We start from the raw sequence: 14,704 nt of genomic DNA, 5'->3' as shown, positions 1-14,704 counted from the left end.
CCCGACGCCATGCCCGACCGCTCCGGAGGGGCAGTAGTGCCGGATTCGTAATCAGCGGTTCAGGGCTCCGTCCGCGCTCATGGCCGCGTTCGGCAGGGCGCGCCGCCCGGAGCGCCGGGCCGGAAAGACCCCCGAACGTGTGGCGGTTCCCACTCCTCGGCGGCGCCCGCCGGGCCTGCTCACCCACTGCCCGCCCGACCGGTGTACCGCCCACCCGTTCCCGCTCCTGCCGGCCCGAGCCGGACCGCCCCGAGGTTTCGGGGACGGGAACACGCGTGCGGTCTTCTCGTCCGTCCGGAGGAGACCGTCAGCGCTGCTTGGTCGGCTGCCGCTTCCACGGGCCCGTGATGGCGAGCATGATGCCGGGCGTCTGGATGTTGGCGAACAGCGTCTTCCCGTCCGGCGAGAAGGTGACCCCGGTGAACTCGCTGTAGGAGGGGTCCTCCTCCGTGCCGCCGTTCAGTTCGTTGCGGGCGATCGGGTAGGTGCGTCCGCTGTCCGTCGCGCCGAAGAGGTGCTGGACGCCCTCGCCGTCCTCGGCGATGACCAGACCGCCGTAGGGCGACACCGTGATGTTGTCCGGGCCGTCGAAGGCACCGTCCTTCGACGGGTCGGCGTTGACGCCGAGGAGCACCTTCAGGGTCAGCGTCCGGCGCTTGGGGTCGTAGAACCAGACCTGGCCGTCGTGCGCGACCGGACTCTCGCCCCGGGCGAAGGAGGAGACGATGTAGGCCCCGCCGTCGCCCCACCACATGCCCTCGAGCTTGCGGGCCCGGGTGACCTGGGTGTCGGTGAACTGCTTGCGCACGGAGACGGTCCTCGCGTCACGGTCGGGCACGTCGACCCAGTCCACGCCGTAGACCGTGCCGGTCTTCGTGGCGCGCGACAGGTCGTCGACGAACGTGCCGTTCCTGTCGAAGCACCGGGTGGCCTGCAGGACGCCCGCGTCGTCGGCGAGGGTCCGCAGCTTGCCGCGGCCGTGGTTGAAGCCGTGCGGCGGAACCCATCGGTAGAGCAGCCCGTTGGGGCCCGAGGCGTCCTCGGTCAGATAGGCGTGGCCGAGCTTGGGGTCGATGACGACGGCTTCGTGGGCGTACCGGCCGAACGCCTTGATCGGGCGCGGGTCGCGGTTGGCGCGCTTGTCGTACGGGTCGACCTCGAAGACGTAGCCGTGGTCCTTGAGCAGGCCGTTCTTGCCGGCCTTGTCCTCGGTCTCCTCGCAGGTGAGCCAGGTGCCCCACGCGGTGCTGCCGCCGGCGCAGTTGGTCGACGTGCCCGCGATGCCGACCCACTCGGCGGTGCGGCCGTCGCGGCGGGTCTCGACGACGGTGCAGCCGCCGGCGGCGACCGGGTCGTAGACGAGGCCATCGGTGAGCGGTACGGGGTGCTCCCAGCCGGCCCGGGTGCCGCTCAGCTCGTGGTTGTTGACCAGGAGGGTGACACCGCGGGCGCCTTCGAAGGCGGCGGTGCCGTCGTGGTTGGAGGGGGTCGGCTCACCGGTCTCCAGCTTGGTGACACCGCTGTGCGTGACGACACGGTACGAGAACCCGGCGGGCAGCGCGAGGATGCCGTTCGGGTCGGGGAGCAGCGGGCCGTAGCCGAGCTCCTTGCCGTGCCCGTGGCCGTGCCCGTGGCCGTCGTCGTGCCCGTGGTCGCCGTGTCCGTGCCGCGCGTCCTCGGCCGCCAGGGCCCCGGGAGCCGTGGCCAGCGCGCCCACGGCTCCGGTCAGGGCGATACCGGCGCCGGTGAGGGCGGACTGTCGGGTGAATTCCCTGCGCGTGAACGACATCGCGGACTCCTGGTGCTGCGTGGCCGGGTGGGTTGGCCCGATCACGCTCCCGCCCCCGCACCAACGGGAGTTGAACGACGTACGACATCGAGTGGGCATGCACATCAAGCTGCACGACGTATGCGCACATTCCCTGCCACCCGCGGCCGTTTCCAGCCGCTCCCGGGTCGGCCAGGCGCGGCCCGGTCGGCCCCGCCTGGCCGAAAAGCCTCCCGCCGCTCAGCCCTTGTTGCGTGAGCGCGCCTTGAAGGCCGCCTTGCGCGCGTCCTTCGCGCTCCTGCGGTCGCGGTGCAGACGGCCCATCGCCTCGAGCACCTCGGCCGTCGCGGGGTGGTCCACCCGCCACGCCTCGTCGAAGAACCCGCTGTGCTGGCCGGAGAGCCCCTCCACGAGCTCCTGGAGCTCGTCCAGCTCGCCCTCGGCGTCCAGCTGCGCCGCGATCGTGTCAACGGCGAGCCAGAAGATCATCGGCTCCGGGGGGGCGGGTACGTCCGAGGCCCCGTGCTCCGCGAGCCAGACCCGCGCCAGGCCGCCGAGCTCGGGGTCGTCGAGTACCGCGCGGACGGCGGGCTCGGCCTCGGCCCCGGCGAGGGCGAGTGCCTGCTGGCAGTGCAGCCTGCGCAGCGGTGCGCGCCGGTCGGCGCCACGCGCCGCGTCGAGGAGCTCGGCCGCGGCGGCCCGTCCCCCGTCGGACCCGCGTCGGCCGAGCCACAGCCCGACCTCGGTGCGCGCCGCCTCCTCGGGGTAGTACGCGATGCCGTCGAGGAGCGCGTCGGCCCCCTTGTCCGCGAGGTCTCCCACGGCCGGTGCGTCCACCCCGGCCTCCAGCATCCGCTCGCGGATGCCGTAGAGGCCGAGCGGCGTCAGCTTCACCATGCCGTAGCGGGTGACGTCCTCGTCGTCGACCGGAGGGGTCGCCTCCCCGCCCTCCTCGGAGAGCAACGCCTCGTCCACCGGCAGGTACTCGACGATCCCGATGGGCTCGAGGACCCGGAACTGGTCGTCCAGCCGCATCATGGCCTCCGACACCTGCTCCAGGATGTCGTCGGTGGGCTCGCCCATGTCGTCGGGCACCACCATGGACGCGGCCAGGGCGGGCAGCGGCACGGGGGCGTCGGCGGGACCGGCCTCGGAGAGGGTCAGCAGGTAGAGGTTGCCGAGCACCCCGTCGAGGAATTCGGCCTCCTCCTCCGGGTCCCAGTCCAGGGCGTCGAAGTCGACGCTGCCGTCCTCACCGATGAGGTCGGCGAAGTCGTCGAAGGCGGGCGCGGTGGCGTCCGCGTGGACCGCGTCGAGGCCGTCGAGCCAGATGGAGAGGACGTCCTGCGGGGATCCGGAGGTCAGCAGGGCCAGGTTCTCGCCGACGGTGACGGTGCCCTCCGCGTCCTCGTGCGTGGTCCCGTCGCCGTCGCCGTACTCCTGGTCGTCCTGCGGGTCCTCGACGTCCACGAGCCCCGTGTCGACGGCGAGGCGCCACGCCTCGCTCGCGTACGCCGCGCCGTCCTCGTCACCGGCGAGGCCCAGGTGCTCGGCCGCCGCGGGCAGCTGCGCGTCGACGAGTTCGCCCCCCGCGCCCACCCGGGTCGCGGGACCCGCCCAGCGGGCGAGGCGGACGGCACGGGCGAGCAGCGGAGCGGCCAGCGCGTCCCGTGCCAGTTCGGCCTCGGTGTGCAGCCGCACCGGCGGCAGGGAGGGGCGCTCTGCGGACATCTGGGGGTTCTCCTCGGGGCGTGCGCGGGCTGTCTGCTGGGACGGGCTCCCGTGCGTACGGGGCCGGGCCGCCTCCCAAGCGTAGACGTATTTCGTCCGCTGCCGCCCGGTTCCGCCGTAGGCCCGCCCCGGCCCGGATCCCGCGCGTGCGGCGCCGGACGAAGCGGGCCCTTCGCGACCGCCCCCGTGCGTCAAGCGGGTTCCGGTCCACGGCCGTTCGACCGGTGGTCCCGGTCCGCCAGGGGGTCGTGTCCACCCCATCCACCCGCGCAGGTCGCGGCCCTCCCGCGGAAGGACGCGCGCCCTCGTCCGGGGCAGTCGAGAGTCCGGGGCCACCGAAAGTGCGGGGCCTGCGGTTCGTCGCCACCGCGTTCGGTCATGCCGGACGGGGCGGCGGCACGCCGGCTCGGCGGACGACAGTTCAGCTCTCCTTGCCCGTCACCCCAAGCAGATCTAAGTGGACCCGCACGGGCCGGGCGCCGAGACTGCGGAGATGAGATCCCACACGGCCGGGCCCTTCGGCCGCACCCTCTGCGCCATGATCACGCCGTTCACCGCCACCGGCGGACTGGACCTGGACGCGGCCCGCCGCCATGCGGCGGGACTGGTCGCGGACGGCTGCGACGGCCTCGTCCTCAGCGGCACCACGGGCGAGTCGCCGACCACGACGGACGAGGAGAAGTCCGCCCTGCTGCGAGCGGTCCGGGAGGCGGTCGGCGACTCCGTCCCGCTGGTGGCCGGGGTCGGCGGTCCCGACACCCGGCACACGGTGCGCCTCGCCCTGGAGGCCGAGGCGGCGGGCGCCGACGGGCTGCTGGTGGTGACCCCGTACTACAGCCGTCCACCGCAGGCGGCGGTGGAGGCGTACTTCCTCGGGGTCGCGGACGCCACGGGGCTTCCGCTGATGCTGTACGACATCCCGGGCCGCACCGGCACCAGGATCGAGCCGGCGACACTGCTGCGCCTGGCGGAGCACCCGGGCGTCGTGGCGGTCAAGGACTGCTCGTACGACCTGCTCGCGGCGACCAAGGTGATGGCTCGGACCCCGCTGGCGTACTACTCGGGCTGCGAGGAGCTGAACCTCCCGCTCTACGCGCTGGGCGGCGCCGGTTACGTCAGCACGGTCGCCAACGTGGTCCCGCGCAGGATGCGGGCCGTGCTGGACGCGTTCGACGCCGGTGACAGCGCGGAGGCGGCGCGCCTCAACGCGCTCAACATCGGCCTGGTCGAGGCGATGATGGCCTCGGGCCTGCCGGGCACCGTCACGGCGAAGGCGCTGCTGGACGCGGGCCCGGTCCGCGAACCGCTGCAGCCCGCCGGCCGCGAGGCGGCCGACGGGCTGCGCGGGGTCTACGAGGAACTCCTCGCAGCCCGGCACGGTCCGAACGAGAGGCGCTAGTTGTGGCTGTGCAGTACGTCGTTGAGCCCGTCCCACACCGCGTTGTTCGGCCGGGCCTCGACGGCGCCGGTGACCGAGTTGCGGCGGAAGAGGATGTTGGAGGCGCCGGAGAGCTCGCGGGCCTTGACGACCTGTCCGTCCGGCATGGTGACCCGGGTGCCTGCGGTGACGTACAGCCCGGCCTCGACGACGCACTCGTCGCCGAGCGCGATCCCGATGCCGGCCTCGGCACCGATCAGGCAGCGCTGCCCGATGACGATGCGCTCCTTGCCGCCGCCGGACAGCATGCCCATGGTTGACGCGCCTCCGCCGATGTCGGAGCCGTCACCGACGACGACGCCCGCGGAGATGCGGCCCTCGACCATGGAGGTGCCGAGGGTGCCGGCGTTGAAGTTGACGAAGCCCTCGTGCATGACGGTCGTCCCGGAGGCCAGGTGCGCGCCGAGCCTGACCCGGTCGGCGTCGGCGATCCGCACGCCCTTGGGCGCCACGTAGTCCGTCATCCGGGGGAACTTGTCCACCGAGGTGACCTGCAGGTGGAGGCCCTCCGCACGGGCGTTGAGCCGGACCTTCTCCAGGTCGTCGACGGCGACCGGGCCGAGCGAGGTCCAGGCGACGTTGGCGAGGAAGCCGAAGATGCCGTCGAGGTTCTGCCCGTGGGGCAGCACGAGGCGGTGCGAGAGCAGGTGCAGCCGCAGGTAGGTGTCGTGGGCGTCGAGCGGCTTGTCGTCCAGCGAGGAGATGACCGTGGACACGGCGACGATCTCGACCCCGCGGCGCGCGTCCACGCCGATGGCACGGGCAGCGCCCTCGCCGAGGCGGTTCACCGCCTCCTCGGGGCTCAGGCGCTGGGTTCCGGCCGGGCCGGGCTCGGCGGTGAGCTCGGGGGCGGGGAACCAGGTGTCGAGGACGGTGCCGTCACCGGCGATGGTGGCGAGGCCGGCGGCGACGGCGCCGGTGGTACGGGCGGAAGCCTGGGAAGTCGTGTCGGTCATGACCAGAACCTAACCGGCCGGGACCCGGGCGGGCGAACCGGTCTCATCGTCCGGGAGGGTTCACCCGCCCGGCGCGGTGCGGCCGGCGACCCGACCGCGCCGCCTCGGCGCGGCTCAGCCACCGGCTCCCCCGGCGACCCTGGCGAGCATCTCCCTGGTGTACGCGGCGTCGAAGTCGCCCCCGGTGAGCAGGACCTGCAGGCTGATGCCGTCCAGCATCGCGACGAGCGCCCGCGCGGTGGCCGGGTCCGTGCGCCGGGCGACGAGGCCGGCGAGCCCGTCGGCCCATTCAGCGGCGACCGGCCGCAGGGCGGGCCTGCGCAGGGCTGCCAGGTAGAGCTCGTACTCCAGCTCCATCGGTCCGCGTCCGCCGGCGAACCACTCCTCCAGCAGGCGGGTCAGCGCGTCGGCGAGCGGAACCCCTGGGTCGGAGAGGTAGCCGCTCTCCCGCACCGTACGGGCGAAGTTCTCGTTGCACCGGCGCAACGCCGCGACCAGCAGTTCGTCGAGCGAGGCGAAGTGGTAGGTCGTCGAGCCCAGCGGCACATCGGCCTCGGCCGCCACCGTGCGGTGGCTGAGCCCCGCGATGCCGCGGGCCGCGACGACGCGGATGGCCGCCTCGATGATGCGCTCGCGCCGCTCGGGGTCGTACCGGCGGGCCATCAGTGCGCCCCTCCCAGATTGAGGACCACGACCCCCGCGATCACCAGCGCGATGCCGGCCAGCTTGACGAGGTTCGCGGACTCGCCCATCCAGATGATCCCGATGGCGGCCACGGCCGCCGTGCCCGCCCCGGCCCAGATGGCATAGGCGGTGCCGACGGACAGCGTCTTGAGGGTCTGGGCGAGCAGCGCGAACGCCACCACGTAGCCCACGACCGTCACGAGCGAGGGCCAGATCCGGGTGAAGCCCTCGCTGTACTTCATGGCCGTCGTGCCGGCCACCTCCGCCGCGATGGCCGCGGCCAGCAGTCCGTATCCCATGTGTACCAGCGTACACAGCGTTGTGTACTGCCGTACACAACTTGCGCGCATCCATGCCGTGACCGGCCAGGACGGGGTAAGGCGCCGCCGCGGGACGCTACGGTGTCCGCACCGGTGGGACCGGATGATGATCGGACCACGACAACATGACGGAGCGGCAGTGACGCAGGACGCAGGGTGGGGCGGCGGCGCGTACGGGAGCGCGCCGTACGGCGGAAGTCCGTACGGGGGGCCTCCGGGGTGGGGTGGCTGGATGCCGCCGCCGAAACCGGGGGTGATACCGCTCGCCCCCCTGAAACTGGGGGACGTCCTGAACGGGGCGTTCTCGACCATGGGCAAGTACTGGAAGCAGCTGTTCGGCCTGGCCGGCGCGCTGTACGGCGGCGCGGCGCTCCTGATGGCGGCAGCGGTGGCCGTGGCCTACTCGGCCGTCGCGGACCACCTGGACCAGGTGGTCTCGCTCGGCTACGAGGAGGAGGCGACCTCGGGCGACGTCGTACCGCTGGTGATCGCGGGCGGCGTCCTGGTGGTGCTGGGCATCGTCGTCATGTCGGTGGTCTCCGGACTGATGTACGCGGCGGTGCCCGCCGTGCTGCAGGAAGCGGTGCTGGGCAGGCCCGTCGCGTTCGCGACCGTGTGGCGCAGGGCCTGGTCGCACGTCGCGCCGGTGATCGGGGCGCTGGTCCTCACCGCCCTGATCGCGATCGTGCCGATGGTGCTGCTCATGATCGCCTTCATCTCGGTGATCGTCAGTGTCTTCGCCATGGACAGCGGCGGCGCCGGCTCCGTCACCGCGATGTCGCTGGGAGTCCTCGGCGCCCTGGCGACAGGGCCGTTGGCCGCCTGGCTCTGGACGAAGTTCTGCCTGGCACCGGCCGTCGTGGTCTTCGAGGGCCAGGGTGCCTTCGCCGCGATGCGCCGCTCGTCCCAGCTGGTGCGCGGCGACTGGTGGCGGATCTTCGGCATCACGCTCCTGGCGGGCGTGATGGCGTCCACGGCCGGCTATGTCATCCAGATGCCGTTCTCGATCCTCGGTCTCCTCCCCGGCATGATCGGCACCTCGTCGCTGGGCGACGACCCGAGCACGGCGGCGGTGCTCGTCGCGATGAGCGGCTACGTGGTCGCAGTGCTGCTGGGGCAGCTGGTGAGCCAGGTGATCTCGACGACGTTCCCGCAGCTGGTGACCGGTTTGCTGTACGTCGACCGGCGCATGCGGACCGAGGACCTGGGCCCGCTGCTCGCCGAGGCCGCCGGCGTCCCGCCACAGGGTCCCCCGCCGCCCCCCGCGTACGGGAGCGGCGTCCCGCAGGGCTGACCCCCGGCACGGGACCGGTCCCGTGAGCACCGGCTGCCGGGCCGCGCCGTGCTCACGGGACGCCGGGGCGAGCCGTGCCCCGGCGGCGGCTCGGGGGAAGATCCGGCCGAAATCCCCTAGTCCACCAGCGACTTCTTCGGCCGGAGCACGCAGAACTCGTTGCCCTCCGGGTCGGCCAGCACCACCCAGGTGACGTCCTCGCTCTGACCGATGTCCACCCGGCGGGCGCCGAGCGCGATGATCCGCTCGACCTCGACGGCCTGGTCGTCGGGGGCCAGGTCGATGTGCAACCGGTTCTTGACGCTCTTCCCCTCGGGAACGGGCAGGAAGCAGATGCCGGGCAAGGTCGTGTCGTCCGAGCCGATGACGATCTCGCCCTCGTCCTCGAAGAGGATCCGCCAGTCCAGCACCCCGCACCAGAAGTGGGCGAGGGACGGCAGGTCGTGAGTGTCGACGGCGAGTTGGTACAAGCGAACGGCCATGCCCGCCAGTCTGCTGGGGGTGCCCCCTGCCCGCAAGAGCAGGGGGCAGGACACGGTTGTCCGTTGCACGACGCCCGCGGGATCGCCCCGGGTGGATCAGCTCCCCACGGTGAACCGGACGGCGCGGGACTTCTTCCACTCCGCGTGGTCCAGGTCCTTGGCCTCGGTGCCGTCCCCGTACAGGTCGGCGGCGCCCGCGTCCGTGATCACCTGGGCACGGGCGCCGGGGACCGTCAGGTCCGGCACCGCCACGACGGCTTCCCAGCCGCCCGGGTCGGTGGTGGGCAGGGCCGCCCGCTGGACCGGTGTGTGTCCGGCGACGCCGTCCCAGCTGTAGAGCGCGTACGGGTCGGCGTTGTCGTCGGCCTCCCAGGAGCCGGCCACGATCAGGTACTGGTCGGCCGTGTTCTTGCGGATGTCCCGGATCGTCAGCCCGCCGAGGTCGAGCTCGATCGGCGTGCCGAAGACCGCCTTCGCCCCGCTGCCCGCCACCTTGTCGAAGTTGGTCACGGGCACGATCAGGGCCTTGCCGCCCGACTCCGGCGGCACGAGGGGCGCGCGGAAACCCAGGTACGCGGTGGTCGTCGAGCCGGGCGCGAACTCCAGCCCCTCCACGTTGAACCCGTCGATCTGCTTCGGCGCCTCGCCGTCCTCGGTGCCCGCTGCGAAGCCGAACCGGTCGCCGTTCGCCTCGTCCCAGGCCACCAGGTCGTCGCGGAGCTTGCGGTACGAGCCGCCGACCGTCAGCTGGGTCGTGGCACCGGAACCGGTCACCGTCGTGGTGAAGACGGTGTTGCGGTCGGCCTTGTACTCGCCGTCCTTGTTGTTCCCGAGCGAGCCGGTCCAGTAGACGGTGTTCCCGACGCGGGCCGCCCCCTCGATGTCGATCTCCTTGCCCGCCCCGAGCTTCGAGGCGACGTCCCAGGTCCGTACCGGCCCGCCGGAGACCGCGAGGTCGTACAGGCGCAGGGTGTTGGACTCGTCGTCGGCGACCACCGCGTAACCGCCGCCGACGTCGACGGCGGCCGAGGCGTCGGACGAACCGGTCGTGTAGCGGGTGTCGGCGGAGTCCCGCACGGCGGCCGACGCCGCGTAGTGCAGTACCTTCGTCGCGGTCCTGCCGCCGAGCCCGGTGACCTTGACGGTCAGGTCGGTGTATCCGCGGGCGCGGGCGGCGACGGAGACCCGGCGGGTCGCGCCGGTGCCCGTGACGGTCACGTCGGAGGTGCGGGCGACGGAGGACCTGGAACTGGCCGAGGCCGCCACGGTGAGCGCCGTGACGTCGGCACCGCTCTGGGCGACGGTCACGTCGACCACGGGGTCGCCGGTCGCGCCGACCGCGCCGGACAGGTAGGAGGCGGACAGGGCTATCGTCGGGGTCCCGTAACCCGCCGCGTGCGCGGGGACGTTGCCTCCCAGCGCGGCCAGTACGAGGAACCCGGCCGCGGCGACGGCCGCCCGGCGGTTCTGGAGCGGGAGCTGATGCAGCACTGCGTGCCTCTCGTCGGCGTGGTGTCGAGGAGCAGGCTCCGGCCCCCGTGCCAACGGAGGGCGCACGGCACGGGTACTGCGGGCGAACAACGCGGAACGGCCCCAGGCGCGCGCCGGGGGCCGTTGCGTGTCGTCGTCGGTCAGACGTTGAAGCCGAGCGCGCGCAGCTGCTCGCGGCCGTCGTCGGTGATCTTGTCCGGGCCCCACGGCGGCATCCAGACCCAGTTGATCCGCAACTCGCTGACGATGCCGTCGGTCGCGGACTTCGCCTGGTCCTCGATGACGTCGGTCAGCGGGCAGGCCGCGGACGTCAGCGTCATGTCGAGCGTGGCGATGTTGGCGTCGTCGACGTGGATGCCGTAGATCAGCCCCAGGTTGACGACGTCGATCCCCAGCTCGGGGTCGACCACGTCGTACAGCGCCTCGCGGACCTCCTCCTCGGAGGCCGGCTTGGTGGTAAGAGTCTCGTTCTCGCTCATGCCGTCTTCCCTTCGGACAGCGCCTGCGCCGTCGCGTCCTTCCACGCCATCCAGCTCAGCAGCGCGCACTTGACCCGGGCCGGGTACTTGGAGACACCGGCGAACGCGACCGCGTCCTCCAGCACCTCCTCCATCGCGTCGTCCGGCTCCAGCTGGCCCTTGGACTGCATCAGCTCCAGGAAGGTCTCCTGGATCTTCCGCGCGTCTGCGAGCTGCTTGCCGACGAGCAGCTCGTTGAGCACGGACGCGCTGGCCTGGCTGATGGAGCAGCCCTGGCCCTCGTAACTGACGTCGGCGATGGTCTCGCCGTCGTACTTCACGCGGAGCGTGATCTCGTCGCCGCACGTCGGGTTGACGTGGTGCACCTCGGCGTCGCCGTCCCGCAGGCCACGCCCGTGGGGGTGCTTGTAGTGGTCCAGGATCACTTCCTGGTACATGGAATCAAGCTTCACCAGTCAACCCTCAGCCGCTCTGCCATCTAACCGAAAAAGTTCCGCACGTGCTCCAAGCCGTCCACCAGGGCGTCGACCTCGGCGGGCGTGGAGTACAGATAGAACGACGCTCGCGTCGTCGCAGGAATTCCGTACCGCAGGCAGACCGGCCGTGCGCAGTGGTGTCCGACCCGGACGGCGATGCCCTGCTCGTCGAGTACCTGCCCCACGTCGTGGGGGTGGATGTCGCCGAGTGTGAAGGAGATCGTCGCACCCCGGTCCTCGGCCGTCGCGGGACCGATGATCCTGAGGTCGGGGACCTCCAGGAGCCGCTTCACCGCGTACTCGGTGATCGCCTGCTCGTGGCGGTGGATGTTCTCCATGCCGATGGCCGAGAGGTAGTCCACGGCCGCGCCGAGGCCGACGGCCTGCGCGATCGGGGGCGTACCGGCCTCGAACTTGTGCGGCGCGGGGGCGTACGTCGACGAGTGCATCGACACGGTCTCGATCATCTCGCCGCCGCCGAGGAACGGCGGCAGGTCCTCCAGGAGCTCCTGCCGTCCCCAGAGCACGCCGATGCCGGTCGGGCCGACCATCTTGTGGCCGGTGAAGGCCACGAAGTCGGCCTGCAGAGCCTGCACGTCGAGCACCATGTGCGGGGCTGCCTGCGACGCGTCGATGCAGACCAGCGCGCCGACCTGCTGGGCACGGCGGATGATCTTCTCGACCGGGTTGATCGTGCCCATGATGTTGGAGACCAGGGTGAAGGAGACGATCTTCGTCTTCTCCGTGATGATCTCGTCGATGTTCGACAGGTCGAGCCGGCCGTCGTCGGTGATGCCGAACCACTTCAGCTTCGCGCCGGTGCGCTGCGAGAGCAGCTGCCACGGCACGATGTTGGAGTGGTGCTCCATCTCCGTGGTGACGATCTCGGTGTCGCTGTCGACCCGGTAGGGCTCGTCCGCCCAGCCGAGCATGTTCGCCACGAGGTTGAGCGACTCCGAGGCGTTCTTGGTGAAGATCACCTCGTTGCGGCTGGGTGCGTTGATGAAGGCGGCGACCTTGTCGCGGGCGCCTTCGTACAGCGCGGTGGCCTCCTCCGCGATCGTGTAGACACCGCGGTGGACGTTGGCGTTGTGCCGCTCGTAGTACTCGTTCAGCGCGTCCAGGACCTGGCGGGGCTTCTGCGAGGTCGCCGCGCTGTCCAGGTAAACGATCTTCTTGCCGTCGTGGACCGTGCGGTCCAGGATCGGGAAGTCCTTGCGGATCGCCTCGGTGTCGAGGAGGCCGGAGAGCCCCTGTCGGGCGTCAGTCACGCGGAAGCGCCGCCCTTCGTGTAGGCCTCGTAGCCCTCGTTCTCCAGCTTGTCGGCCAGCTCGGCACCGCCGGAGGCGGCGATCCGGCCGTTGGCGAAGACATGCACGTAGTCGGGCTTGATGTACTTGAGGATGCGGGTGTAGTGCGTGATCAGCAGGGTTCCGACCTCGCCGGTCTCGCGCACCCGGTTGACGCCTTCGGAGACGGTCTTCAGCGCGTCGACGTCGAGGCCGGAGTCGGTCTCGTCGAGGATCGCGACCTTCGGCTTGAGGAGCTCCAGCTGGAGGATCTCGTGGCGCTTCTTCTCACCGCCGGAGAAGCCCTCGTTGACGTTGCGCTCGGCGAAGGCGGGGTCCATCTGGAGCCCGGCCATCGTCTCCTTGACCTCCTTCACCCACGTCCGCAGCTTGGGGGCCTCACCGCGGACGGCGGTGGCGGAGGTGCGCAGGAAGTTGGAGACCGAGACCCCGGGGATCTCGACCGGGTACTGCATGGCGAGGAACAGGCCGGCGCGGGCCCGCTCGTCGACGGACATCTCCAGGACGTCCTCGCCGTCCAGGGTCACCGTGCCACTCGTGATCGTGTACTTGGGGTGACCGGCGAGCGAGTACGCGAGGGTGGACTTGCCGGACCCGTTCGGGCCCATGATGGCGTGCGTCTCGCCCTGCTTCACGGTGAGGTCGACGCCCTTGAGGATCTCCTTCGTGGCGTTGTCGGCCTCGACGGAGACGTGCAGGTCGCGGATTTCAAGCGTTGCCATGGGTGACTCAGGACTCCTGGGTGACGGAGACGAGCACATCGTCCCCTTCGATCTTTACGGGGTATACGGGGACGGGGCGCGTCGCGGGAAGGCCGGACGGCTTGCCGGTGCGGAGGTCGAAGCTCGATCCGTGCAGCCAGCACTCGATCGAGCAGTCCTCCACCTCGCCCTCCGACAGCGAGACGTTCGCGTGCGAGCAGATGTCGTTGATCGCGAACACCTCGCCCTCGGTACGGACTACGGATACCGGCGTGCCGTCGAGTTCCACCCTCTTGGGGGTGTCGTCCTCCAGCTCGCTCAGCGCACAGGCTTTGACGAAGGCCATCTCAGACCGACGCCTTCAGCTCGGCCTCGATCTTGTCGAGGAGCCGGGCCTCGACGTCCGGCAGGCCGATCTGCTGGACCAGTTCGGCGAAGAAGCCGCGCACGACGAGTCGGCGGGCCTCCTCGGCCGGGATACCGCGGGACTGCAGGTAGAACAGCTGCTCGTCGTCGAAACGGCCGGTCGCCGAGGCGTGGCCGGCTCCGACGATCTCGCCGGTCTCGATCTCCAGGTTGGGTACGGAGTCGACCCGGGCACCGTCCGTGAGAACCAGGTTGCGGTTCATCTCGTAGGTGTCGGTGCCCTCGGCGGCGGCCTGGATGAGCACGTCGCCGATCCACACCGCGTGGGCGCCGTCGCCCTGGAGCGCGCCCTTGTAGGCCACGTTGGACTTGCAGTGCGGGGCGTTGTGGTCGACCAGGAGGCGGTGCTCCTGGTGCTGGCCCTTGTCGGTGAAGTAGAGGCCGAAGAGCTCCGCCTCGCCGCCGGTGGCCGCGTAGGCGATCCGCGGGTGGAGGCGGACCACGTCGCCGCCGAAGGTGACGACGATGGACTTGAAGGAGGCGTCCCGGCCGATCAGCGCGTTGTGCTGACCGACGTGGACGGCCTTCTCGTCCCAGTCCTGGACGGAGACGACGGTGAGCTTCGCCCCGTCGCCCAGGACGTAGTCGACGTTGGCGGCAAGCACCGCGTCACCGGTGTGGTCGATGACGACGACGGCCTCAGCGAAGGCTCCGAGCTCGATGACCTGGTGGCCGTAGGCCACCCCGCCCTCGCCGTGGACCGCGATCCGGACCGGCTCGGTGAGCACGGCGTCCTTGGCGACCGTGACGACGGAGGCCTGCTCGAAGGACGAGTAGGCCTGGGCGGCGACACGGTCCACCGGCATGCCGGCCTTGCCGAGCCGGGCGTCGTCGCGGCCGACGGTCTCGACCGTGACGCCGGAGGGCGCCTCGATCACGACCTTGACACCGTCACCGGTGGCGACGGCGGTGCCGTCGTGCAGTCCGCGCAGCCGCTCGAGCGGCGTGAAACGCCACTCCTCCTCGCGACCGTGCGGGACCGGGAAGTCCGCGACGTCGAAGGACGGGGGCGCGCTCATGCGCGTGGCGACGGTGGACTCGGCCGCCACCGCGATGGACCCGGCGGTGGTGGAGCCCGCAGGCAGGGGTCCCCCCGCTCGAGCGGAGTCGAGAGTGGGGGCGTTCAGAGCCTCAGCCATGGCTGTCGT

General features: G+C 71.4%; 15 protein-coding genes. 2 read left to right on the top strand and 13 right to left on the bottom strand.

The window, feature by feature from the left end; all coding sequences use genetic code 11:
* Positions 1–307: 307 nt before the first annotated feature.
* Complete coding sequence (locus tag AB0I83_RS22420) at positions 308–1,789, bottom strand: alkaline phosphatase PhoX (protein ID WP_363305866.1); 1,482 nt, start codon at positions 1,787–1,789, stop codon at positions 308–310.
* A 219-nt stretch (positions 1,790–2,008) separates the two neighbouring features.
* Positions 2,009–3,499, bottom strand: coding sequence for a hypothetical protein (locus tag AB0I83_RS22415; RefSeq protein WP_363305865.1), 1,491 nt, complete (start codon positions 3,497–3,499; stop codon positions 2,009–2,011).
* A 493-nt stretch (positions 3,500–3,992) separates the two neighbouring features.
* On the opposite strand from AB0I83_RS22415, the gene dapA reads away from it, so the two are divergent.
* Positions 3,993–4,898: a 4-hydroxy-tetrahydrodipicolinate synthase gene (gene dapA, locus AB0I83_RS22410; protein WP_363305864.1), complete on the top strand. Its 906-nt coding sequence runs from the start codon at positions 3,993–3,995 to the stop codon at positions 4,896–4,898.
* On the opposite strand, the gene dapD is transcribed toward dapA, so the two are convergent.
* The 3 genes from dapD to AB0I83_RS22395 form a co-directional block, all read right to left on the bottom strand.
* Positions 4,895–5,893 (bottom strand): 2,3,4,5-tetrahydropyridine-2,6-dicarboxylate N-succinyltransferase, encoded by a 999-nt coding sequence (gene dapD / locus AB0I83_RS22405; protein ID WP_356536896.1) that lies wholly within the window; start codon positions 5,891–5,893, stop codon positions 4,895–4,897. The two genes, dapA and dapD, sit on opposite strands and share 4 nt — an antisense overlap.
* A gap of 114 nt (positions 5,894–6,007) precedes the next feature.
* Complete coding sequence (locus AB0I83_RS22400) at positions 6,008–6,556, bottom strand: TetR family transcriptional regulator (RefSeq protein ID WP_363305863.1); 549 nt, start codon at positions 6,554–6,556, stop codon at positions 6,008–6,010.
* The gene (locus AB0I83_RS22395) at positions 6,556–6,876 is read right to left on the bottom strand and encodes a multidrug efflux SMR transporter (RefSeq protein WP_363305862.1); all 321 of its coding nucleotides are present in this window, start codon (positions 6,874–6,876) and stop codon (positions 6,556–6,558) included. Before AB0I83_RS22395 ends, AB0I83_RS22400 begins: the two co-directional genes overlap by 1 nt.
* 253 nt (positions 6,877–7,129) lie before the next feature.
* Between AB0I83_RS22395 and AB0I83_RS22390 the strand changes: the two genes are divergently transcribed.
* Positions 7,130–8,191, top strand: coding sequence for a hypothetical protein (locus tag AB0I83_RS22390; RefSeq protein WP_356536891.1), 1,062 nt, complete (start codon positions 7,130–7,132; stop codon positions 8,189–8,191).
* Positions 8,192–8,307: 116 nt separating this feature from the next.
* Here the strand turns inward: AB0I83_RS22390 and AB0I83_RS22385 are convergent, their stop codons facing one another.
* The 8 genes from AB0I83_RS22385 to sufD all read right to left on the bottom strand — a co-directional run bounded on the left by AB0I83_RS22385 (position 8,308) and on the right by sufD (position 14,695).
* A complete protein-coding gene (locus AB0I83_RS22385; protein WP_363305861.1) occupies positions 8,308–8,673 on the bottom strand; it encodes a VOC family protein in 366 nt (121 codons plus the stop codon).
* A gap of 96 nt (positions 8,674–8,769) precedes the next feature.
* A complete protein-coding gene (locus AB0I83_RS22380) occupies positions 8,770–10,164 on the bottom strand; it encodes a hypothetical protein (RefSeq protein ID WP_363305860.1) in 1,395 nt (464 codons plus the stop codon).
* 140 nt (positions 10,165–10,304) lie between these two features.
* The gene (locus tag AB0I83_RS22375; protein ID WP_014045248.1) at positions 10,305–10,643 is read right to left on the bottom strand and encodes a metal-sulfur cluster assembly factor; all 339 of its coding nucleotides are present in this window, start codon (positions 10,641–10,643) and stop codon (positions 10,305–10,307) included.
* Positions 10,640–11,095 carry a Fe-S cluster assembly sulfur transfer protein SufU gene (gene sufU / locus AB0I83_RS22370; RefSeq protein WP_356536886.1) on the bottom strand — a complete coding sequence of 152 codons (456 nt, stop codon included), beginning with the start codon at positions 11,093–11,095 and terminating at the stop codon, positions 10,640–10,642. Before sufU ends, AB0I83_RS22375 begins: the two co-directional genes overlap by 4 nt.
* A 26-nt stretch (positions 11,096–11,121) precedes the next feature.
* A complete protein-coding gene (locus AB0I83_RS22365; RefSeq protein ID WP_329212273.1) occupies positions 11,122–12,390 on the bottom strand; it encodes a cysteine desulfurase in 1,269 nt (422 codons plus the stop codon).
* Positions 12,387–13,151: a Fe-S cluster assembly ATPase SufC gene (gene sufC, locus AB0I83_RS22360; protein WP_056783584.1), complete on the bottom strand. Its 765-nt coding sequence runs from the start codon at positions 13,149–13,151 to the stop codon at positions 12,387–12,389. Before sufC ends, AB0I83_RS22365 begins: the two co-directional genes overlap by 4 nt.
* Positions 13,152–13,158: 7 nt before the next feature.
* Entirely contained in the window at positions 13,159–13,476 is a 318-nt protein-coding gene (locus AB0I83_RS22355) for a bifunctional 3-phenylpropionate/cinnamic acid dioxygenase ferredoxin subunit (RefSeq protein ID WP_018555702.1), read from the bottom strand.
* Position 13,477: 1 nt separating this feature from the next.
* The gene (gene sufD, locus AB0I83_RS22350) at positions 13,478–14,695 is read right to left on the bottom strand and encodes a Fe-S cluster assembly protein SufD (RefSeq protein ID WP_356536884.1); all 1,218 of its coding nucleotides are present in this window, start codon (positions 14,693–14,695) and stop codon (positions 13,478–13,480) included.
* Positions 14,696–14,704 lie beyond the last annotated feature (9 nt).

It is taken from the genome of Streptomyces sp. NPDC049970 (assembly GCF_040660235.1).
Classification (GTDB): Bacteria; Actinomycetota; Actinomycetes; order Streptomycetales; family Streptomycetaceae; genus Streptomyces.
Note: the sequence above shows the minus strand (reverse complement) of the source record. Positions and strands in the feature narration are given on the sequence as shown.